Raw genomic sequence first — 7,486 nt, 5'->3', positions numbered from 1 at the left:
TGTGGGAGGTCCCATGTGAGAGTAGGTCATCGCCAAGCTTATATCCCGAAAGCCCGCTAGGTTAATCCAGCGGGCTTTTTTTATGCCTGAAATAACATCCTCTCTTCCGCTGCTTATGGCGAATCTTTTCTTAGCTATTCCAGTATTTCTGATTCGGTTTATTTGTACCGCTCAGCGTGCTTCTGCCACCCGTAATGGAAATTCCATGCAGGCTTTTAAATCTCCATTACAGGTGAATATGCTGCTTGATGGCTATTTTTCCTTGTTTTCTTCCAATGCATCTTTTAGATTGTTGCTCTTATTTGAGGAGTAATTTATGTTTGCGTCAAAAAACAATGAGACCGGTCTGATCAGGTCAATTTCCAAATTTCCATGGATGTTGCTGGTTATCGCTTTTCTGGTACTGGCAGAACAGTTCGGTGTCTCGCTGGACAACACTATTTACGGTTATGCATTTATAACCATGGCGGTGGTCATTCTGTTTGTCGAGATGATGAAGTCAGTGGATATCACGCCTTTAGGCTTTTTTATGGACATGTTCTGGGCGGTGTTTACGGTCATTGTTGCAACCTCGTTGTTGACGTACCTGTATTTCACTCCAGGAAAGGAGATCACCTTTTTCCATTGGCTCGGTTATGGAATTATCCTTTCGGACGCGCTGTTGAACCCTTTTAACTCCTTCCGTTCCGCTTTGCGCAATTTCGATGTAGGTTCTTAAGATGTCCACTGCAAACAAAAGCCTTTTAGGTAAAGAGACTCCCTATTGCGCGCAATATGATGCTTCCCTGCTGTTTCCTATACCGCGTATCGAGAAAAGATCCGAATTGGGCATAGACGAAAGTGCACTGCCGTTTACCGGTCTGGATATCTGGACTGCGTATGAGGTTTCATGGCTTAACGCAAAGGGTAAACCGATTGTTAGAGTGGCTGAGTTTGCGTTTCAGGTGGATTCGCCGAATCTGGTTGAGTCAAAATCTTTCAAGCTGTATCTGAATAGCTTTAATGGCACTCGTTTCGAGTCCGAAGAGGAAGTTGTCTCCTTGATGGAGAAAGATCTTTCTGATGCATCAGGTGGCCCTGTCGCGGTAGAACTTAAACCTTTAACGGGTCACGAACTGTTGTTCGGAGATGTTGCCGGGGAGAATCTGGACGATTTGGATATAGATGTCGATCTTTATCAGGTCGACAGCTCTCTGTTGCAGTTGGACGATGAAGAAGTGGATGATGAGACGCTCAACAGTCATCTATTGAAGTCCAACTGCCTGGTTACCGCACAGCCGGATTGGGGTTCGGTCGTCATCCGCTATAGCGGACGAAAAATCAATCGTGAAGCGCTGCTGAAATATATTATTTCTTTCCGCGAGCATAATGAATTCCACGAACAGTGCGTTGAGCGCATCTACATGGACATTATGCGTCAGTGCAAGCCGACGCACTTGACGGTTTATGCCCGTTATGTGCGTCGTGGCGGGTTGGATATCAATCCATATCGATCAAATTTTGAAGATGAGTTTGATATTTCGCGAACGATTCGTCAATAATGACCTCATGTTATTACACCGCTCACATGTCGAAACCCTGGTTGATCACAATGTGCTTGTGCGCGGTGAACTAGTTGCCTATCTTCTTTTGAACCGTTTCTAGCCAGACCATTTCCTTTATTTGTTTTTCGCAGAATTTTTTAAGGAAATCGTATGGTAGAAATTGCATTTATCGGCTTTTTAACACTTTTCTTTTTTATTGGCGCGTCCAGTTATTTTGCCAGTAAGGGCACCACGGAAGATTATCTGGTCGCAGGCAAAAATGTTTCCGCGCCATTGATTGGTTTGTCCGCAGTGGCGACCAATAACAGCGGCTTTATGTTTATCGGTATGATCGGCGCAACATACAGTATGGGGCTGTCCTCGATCTGGTTAATGATCGGATGGATACTGGGTGATTTTCTGGTTCAGAACACCGCGGTCCGACGGATCCGTGATATTGGCGCAAGCGAGCATGTGCACTCATTCGGCGGTCTTCTGGTTCATTGGCTCTCTACGGATAAGCGTAATACCTGCTCTGAAACCTCTCGACACCGTCTACGCCAGTTTATCGGCTTGATTACGTTATTGTTTTTGACCGTCTATGCCGCAGCCCAGCTGAAGGCCGGGACCAAGGCAACGGAGGTGCTTCTGGATTGGGACAGCGATAGCGGTATTCTGATCGCTGCGGTAATTATCTTCGTCTACAGTCTGGTGGGGGGCTTGCGGGCCTCGATCTGGACCGATGTTGCCCAATCGATCGTGATGCTTTGCGGCATGGCGTTGATGGTTTTGTTCGGCTGGGCTTCATTGAGCGAAACCGGTGGCTTTGTCAGCGCCCTGCAACAGGTTTCCGATCACTATCTGAACTGGTTTCCGGAGCAGAGTACCCTTTTCGGAGCCGGTTTATTCGTTCTCGGATGGGTGTTCGGCGGTATGGGTGTTATCGGCCAACCACATGTAGTAATTCGCTTCGTAACACTTTCTGAGCAAAGCAGTGTCAGGCAGATGCAGGTGTACTACTATTTCTGGTTTACCCTGTTTTACGCTTTGACCATTGTTGCCGGATTGATGAGCCGGGTGCTGGTTCCGGAGATCAGTGAGTTTGATGCTGAATTGGCCTTGCCGAGTTTGGCGCAAACCTTAATGCCGCAAATTTTTGTTGGTCTGATTCTCGCGGCGTTGTTTGCCGCCACCATGTCGACTGTCGATTCGTTAATTCTTGCTTGCTCGGCATCATTGAATCGGGATTTCAGTACTCGACCGAATCGTCGTTTATGGCTTAACAAGCTGGCTACATTTGTGATTCTGGTCGTTGCCGTTATGATTGCGCTGTCAAATAATCAGACCGTGTTCAGTCTGGTGCTGGATACCTGGGGTATGCTGGGCAGTGCCTTCGGGCCGTTAATTATCTGGCTGGCGCTTCGCAGGAGGGTGACGGTTGCAGCAGCCTTTATGGCCATTGTCGGTGCCATGCTGACTTTTGCGCTGTTTGTTGTTAATGGCTGGTGGAGTGATATTTACGCGCTGACGTTCGGTTTTATCGGTGGCATTATGATTCTGGCGCTGCATGAAAGAGCATCGCGCCAGAAAGAAGTTTGATTAAGCGGAGCTTTATTTGGTACTGACCGAGCCGATTGTGCCGAGAATCTGATTGATCTGTTCTCTTTTTGGTCGATAACTGCGCGGAGCATCTGCGAGATCGCCGTCACTGAGTGAGCCGGCGCAGGTGAGACGCAAGACATCGGGTTGCTGCTTGGATTGCAGATAGAGATGGACATAGTCCATTGTCGGACTTGGTTGCGAATCCGTGTCCTCTGCCCGGGCGCTGCCGACAAACAAGGGCTGCAGTCCTGCGTAAAGGTGGGTAGCGTTACGGGATGCAATTTCTTCGGCCCCGATAGATACGCGGGTAATTGTAAACTGATCCGGCTTAATGATTTTAACCTGATCGGAAAGTGTCCGAACTTCCAGACGGCAGTGCTGATCGTAATGGTCAAATCCTCCGCCGGTTGCCTGGCCGTGTTGAATATAGCTCCGGGCACTGTCTGCACGAATGGTCAAAGGCTTTTTAAGGGTGAAGACTTCTCCTGCCTGAATGTCCATCATATGCTTTGGCGGGGCGGTATTGCAGGCATTCAGGGAGACGGTCGCCGCACCAATGAGTCCAGTCAATAAAATCGTCTTGAGATAAGTCATTGGATACCTCTTTCAATCAGGTGTGTGCTGTGCCATTCCTGAGCAGAACGGCTAAAGATTACATAATCGGTTATTCTATCTTTATCTTCAATAGCAGACTCTATACAAAAGATTGAAATCTTTGATTATTCCGTATTGAAAAGTAAATAAAATAGCTGTCCTATGTATGAATTTTTGACGTTTAAGCGTTTAATCAGTATCGATGTATTGATTGTTTTCTATTATCTCGGTGCAGTGGTTATGCCGTTGCTGATTTATAGCTGGCTGAGTGTTCTGTATCGGAAATATTTGGCCGAAGTCGTGCAGCAGAGTAAGCCTTTGATTCGTTCTGTGTTGAACCTGAGTGCCGGGCGTCGGTGGGGATGGGTGCTTCTGGGCGTTTTAATGTTTCTGTTTGCCGAGCTTTTATGGCGTCTGATGTTTGAGTATCTGATCGCGTTTATGCAGATGCGCGACGCTTTGGTGATGCCGGCATAGAGGCCGTTATGAATTTTACATAGGGAGAGAGCATGTCTCTGGAGAGAGTGGAATACGGGATGGGCGATGCAACCTATCAGGCGGTCGGCGGCTACAGTGGTCTGGTGAAACTGGTGGACGAGTTTTACGGTGCAATGGAGGTTTTACCCGAAGCTCAAGTTATCCGGGCTATGCACCCTGAAGATTTACAGGTGTCGCGAGACAAGTTAGTGCATTTTTTATCCGGCTGGATGAACGGTCCGCAGATTTATGCAGATAAATACGGATCGATTAATATTCCACAGGCGCATGCCCATCTTGATGTCGGCGAGGCCGAACGCGATGCTTGGCTTCTCTGCATGCAGGTTGCATTGGAAAAACAAGATTATCCGTTGTCTTTGCAACAGTATCTTTTGACGGAGCTGTTCAGGCCGGCGGAGCGAATCCGTCAGGTGAGTCATGAATCCCGGAACGCAAAGTGAGCAAATACGCACTCAGGCGTTGTGTGCATGTTTTAAAATCAACTAAGCTTTCTATCTTGAGCAGGCCTTGTGGTAAAATATGCGATTAGCCTGCGTTTTACCTTGGCGGATGAAGCCCGACGAAAACGTAGTAAAAACAAATTCTTATCTCGATTTTGTCGAGGCTTACCGCGTCGAAGGTCGGATGAGATTTCTCCGGCCAGTTTGGTTTAGGTAGTGATTTTCGGAATATTTTGAAGCATGGCTTCATTGCGAGCAATTTAATGGATAAAGCGTTTTCAATCTATGATGTGATTGTGGTTGGCGGAGGCCATGCCGGTACGGAAGCGGCCTTGGCGGCGGCGCGTATGGGACAGAAAACCCTGTTGTTGACGCACAATATCGATACTCTCGGACAAATGTCCTGTAATCCTGCGATCGGCGGGATCGGTAAAGGCCATCTGGTTAAGGAGGTCGATGCGATGGGCGGCGCTATGGCGCTGGCTACGGATATGGGTGGGATTCAGTTCCGTACTTTGAATGCTTCCAAAGGTCCTGCAGTGCGGGCCACGCGTGCGCAAGCCGATCGCCTGCTGTATAAAGCGGCGATTCTAAAGATGCTTCAACACCAACCGAACCTGACGCTTTTTCAGCAGCCCGTTGAAGATATTCTGACCGAAGGGGATCAGGTGACCGGAGTGGTCACTAAGATGGGGCTTAAATTCTACTCGCGCCAGGTGGTATTGACTGCGGGAACCTTTCTGGCCGGGCGCATTCATATCGGCCTGCAAAACTACGAAGGTGGTCGTGCCGGAGATGAACCGGCAAATCGTTTAGCGGCTAAACTGCGCGAATTGGATTTGCCGGTCGGGCGTCTGAAAACCGGAACGCCTCCGCGAATTGATGCGCGTACCGTCGATTTTGCAAAAATGCAGGTGCAGCCGGGTGATGATCCGGCACCGGTCTTTTCCTATATGGGCAGCCGCGATATGCACCCGCAGCAGGTACCATGCTATATCACCTACACCAATGCTCAGACGCATGAAGCGATTATGGCGTCGCTGCATCAGTCACCGATGTATTCCGATCAGGGCGAAATTGACAGTGTTGGGCCGCGTTACTGTCCTTCGATTGAAGACAAGGTGATGCGTTTTGCCGATAAGGATCGTCATCAGGTGTTTATCGAGCCGGAAGGGCTTAACACCACAGAGCTTTATCCGAACGGTATCTCGACCAGTTTGCCGTTTGAAACCCAAATCCAGATCGTTCAGTCGATGGAAGGGATGGAGAATGCTCAGATTATGCGTCCGGGCTATGCGATCGAATATGATTTCTTTGATCCGCGCGGTTTGAAACCGACGCTGGAAACCCGTGCGATCAACGGTCTGTTCTTTGCCGGTCAGATCAACGGTACGACCGGTTATGAAGAGGCTGCGGCGCAGGGGATGCTGGCCGGTATCAACGCCGCGCGTCGCGCGCAGGAAAACGAACAGTGGTATCCGACCCGTGATCAGGCTTACCTTGGTGTATTGGTCGATGATTTGATTACCATGGGAACGAATGAACCTTATCGCATGTTTACTTCGCGTGCCGAGTATCGTCTGATGTTGCGTGAAGACAACGCCGATCAGCGTCTGACACCGGTCGCCCGTGAAATGGGGTTGATTGACGATGAGCGCTGGGCGGCTTTTGAAGCGAAGATGGAAGGGCGCGAAAAAGAGGTGGAACGCCTGCAGCAGACATGGATCTATCCGACGCATGCCGAAGCGAAGCAGGCGGAAGCGCTGATGGATCTTCCGCTGAGTAAAGAGCAGACGCTTTTCGATCTTTTAAAACGCCCGAATGTTTCCTATGAGGCGCTTTCCGAACTGGACGTTTTCGGCGAAGGCGTAGAAGACCCGCAGGTAGTCGAGCTGGTTGAGATTGAGGCTAAGTATTCCGGCTATATTGCTCGTCAGATGGAGCAGATTGAAAAATTGAAGCGTTCGGAAAAAGTCGAGATTCCACAAGATCTTGATCTGGATAAGATTTCCGGTCTGTCGAATGAAGTTAAGCAGAAACTGCGCGACCATCGTCCAGCCAATCTGGGTATGGCCAGCCGCATCCAGGGGATTACCCCGGCGGCGGTGTCGATTCTGCTGATCGAAATTAAAAAACACCGCTCACAAAAAAGTGCCTGATTGATGAACCACAACGAACTTTCTCACTTGAGACCGAAACTGGAATCGGCACTGGAACTGTTGACACTCGAGTTGTCCCCACAGCAAGTCGATCTGCTGATGGAGTATCTTCTGCTGCTGCAAAAGTGGAATAAAGTCTATAATCTTACCGCGATCCGCGATCCTGAAGAGATGCTGACCAAGCATTTGATTGACAGTCTTGCCGTCGTTCCGCATATCGACAGCGAGTCGATCATCGATGTCGGGACCGGCGGGGGACTTCCAGGGATTCCTCTGGCGATCTGTTTTCCGGAAAGACGGATTGATCTGCTGGACAGTAACAGTAAGAAAACACGTTTTCTGATTCAGGCAAAAGCGCAGCTGGGGCTGAATAACACCCAAGTCTGGCATAAACGGGTTGAGGAATATCAGCCGGAACCGTTGTATGATGCGGTGATTTCGCGCGCGTTCGCTTCTCTGGAAGATATGCTTACTTGGACGCACCACCTGATTCCCGAAGGCGGTGTCTGGTGGGCGATGAAGGCGCAAAAAGAGACCGAAGATCTCGCCGGTTTGCCGGAGTATGCGGAAGTAACGCGAATCATCGAACTCCAGGTGCCGGGTCTGGATGCCCAGCGTCGTCTGATTCAGGCGCAGAAAAAAGCCGATTAAAACCATATTCTCGAAAATA

The 7,486-nt window shown here is 49.2% G+C and carries 9 protein-coding genes; 8 read left to right on the top strand and 1 reads right to left on the bottom strand.

Annotated elements, in window-relative coordinates; translation table 11 throughout:
• Positions 1-82: 82 nt before the first annotated feature.
• The 4 genes from J3999_RS02985 to J3999_RS02970 all read left to right on the top strand — a co-directional run bounded on the left by J3999_RS02985 (position 83) and on the right by J3999_RS02970 (position 3,122).
• Entirely contained in the window at positions 83-313 is a 231-nt protein-coding gene (locus tag J3999_RS02985) for a hypothetical protein (RefSeq protein ID WP_208126466.1), read from the top strand.
• Between the two features lie 3 nt (positions 314-316).
• Entirely contained in the window at positions 317-718 is a 402-nt protein-coding gene (locus J3999_RS02980; RefSeq protein WP_208126465.1) for a hypothetical protein, read from the top strand.
• A gap of 1 nt (position 719) precedes the next feature.
• Positions 720-1,541, top strand: a complete 822-nt coding sequence (gene queF, locus J3999_RS02975; protein ID WP_208126464.1) for an NADPH-dependent 7-cyano-7-deazaguanine reductase QueF — start codon at positions 720-722, stop codon at positions 1,539-1,541.
• 153 nt (positions 1,542-1,694) lie between these two features.
• A complete protein-coding gene (locus tag J3999_RS02970; protein ID WP_208126463.1) occupies positions 1,695-3,122 on the top strand; it encodes a sodium/proline symporter in 1,428 nt (475 codons plus the stop codon).
• Positions 3,123-3,134: 12 nt separating this feature from the next.
• Here the strand turns inward: J3999_RS02970 and J3999_RS02965 are convergent, their stop codons facing one another.
• The gene (locus J3999_RS02965; RefSeq protein ID WP_208126462.1) at positions 3,135-3,719 is read right to left on the bottom strand and encodes a hypothetical protein; all 585 of its coding nucleotides are present in this window, start codon (positions 3,717-3,719) and stop codon (positions 3,135-3,137) included.
• A gap of 162 nt (positions 3,720-3,881) precedes the next feature.
• Here J3999_RS02965 and J3999_RS02960 point away from each other — a divergent pair, with 162 nt between their 5' ends.
• The 4 genes from J3999_RS02960 (at position 3,882) to rsmG (ending at position 7,467) form a co-directional block, all read left to right on the top strand.
• Positions 3,882-4,196, top strand: coding sequence for a DUF4282 domain-containing protein (locus J3999_RS02960; protein ID WP_208126461.1), 315 nt, complete (start codon positions 3,882-3,884; stop codon positions 4,194-4,196).
• 32 nt (positions 4,197-4,228) lie between these two features.
• Positions 4,229-4,657 carry a group II truncated hemoglobin gene (locus tag J3999_RS02955; protein ID WP_208126460.1) on the top strand — a complete coding sequence of 143 codons (429 nt, stop codon included), beginning with the start codon at positions 4,229-4,231 and terminating at the stop codon, positions 4,655-4,657.
• Positions 4,658-4,920: 263 nt separating this feature from the next.
• Positions 4,921-6,816, top strand: a complete 1,896-nt coding sequence (gene mnmG, locus J3999_RS02950; RefSeq protein ID WP_208126459.1) for a tRNA uridine-5-carboxymethylaminomethyl(34) synthesis enzyme MnmG — start codon at positions 4,921-4,923, stop codon at positions 6,814-6,816.
• Positions 6,817-6,819: 3 nt separating this feature from the next.
• Positions 6,820-7,467, top strand: coding sequence for a 16S rRNA (guanine(527)-N(7))-methyltransferase RsmG (rsmG, locus tag J3999_RS02945; RefSeq protein WP_208126458.1), 648 nt, complete (start codon positions 6,820-6,822; stop codon positions 7,465-7,467).
• The last annotated feature ends 19 nt before the right edge of the window (positions 7,468-7,486 follow it).

This window comes from Thiomicrorhabdus sp. 6S3-12 (assembly GCF_017571475.1).
Lineage (GTDB): Bacteria > Pseudomonadota > Gammaproteobacteria > Thiomicrospirales > Thiomicrospiraceae > Thiomicrorhabdus.
The sequence above is the reverse complement of the archived record's forward strand: the minus strand, read 5'-3'. Positions and strand labels throughout refer to the sequence as shown.

Coding starts and splice junctions, on each gene's coding strand:
- J3999_RS02970 (WP_208126463.1), top strand. CDS start 1,695: ATGGTAGAAATTGCATTTATCGGCTTTTTAACACTTTTCTTTTTTATT.
- queF (WP_208126464.1), top strand. CDS start 720: ATGTCCACTGCAAACAAAAGCCTTTTAGGTAAAGAGACTCCCTATTGC.
- J3999_RS02980 (WP_208126465.1), top strand. CDS start 317: ATGTTTGCGTCAAAAAACAATGAGACCGGTCTGATCAGGTCAATTTCC.
- J3999_RS02955 (WP_208126460.1), top strand. CDS start 4,229: ATGTCTCTGGAGAGAGTGGAATACGGGATGGGCGATGCAACCTATCAG.
- J3999_RS02985 (WP_208126466.1), top strand. CDS start 83: ATGCCTGAAATAACATCCTCTCTTCCGCTGCTTATGGCGAATCTTTTC.
- mnmG (WP_208126459.1), top strand. CDS start 4,921: ATGGATAAAGCGTTTTCAATCTATGATGTGATTGTGGTTGGCGGAGGC.
- J3999_RS02965 (WP_208126462.1), bottom strand. CDS start 3,719: ATGACTTATCTCAAGACGATTTTATTGACTGGACTCATTGGTGCGGCG.
- rsmG (WP_208126458.1), top strand. CDS start 6,820: ATGAACCACAACGAACTTTCTCACTTGAGACCGAAACTGGAATCGGCA.
- J3999_RS02960 (WP_208126461.1), top strand. CDS start 3,882: ATGTATGAATTTTTGACGTTTAAGCGTTTAATCAGTATCGATGTATTG.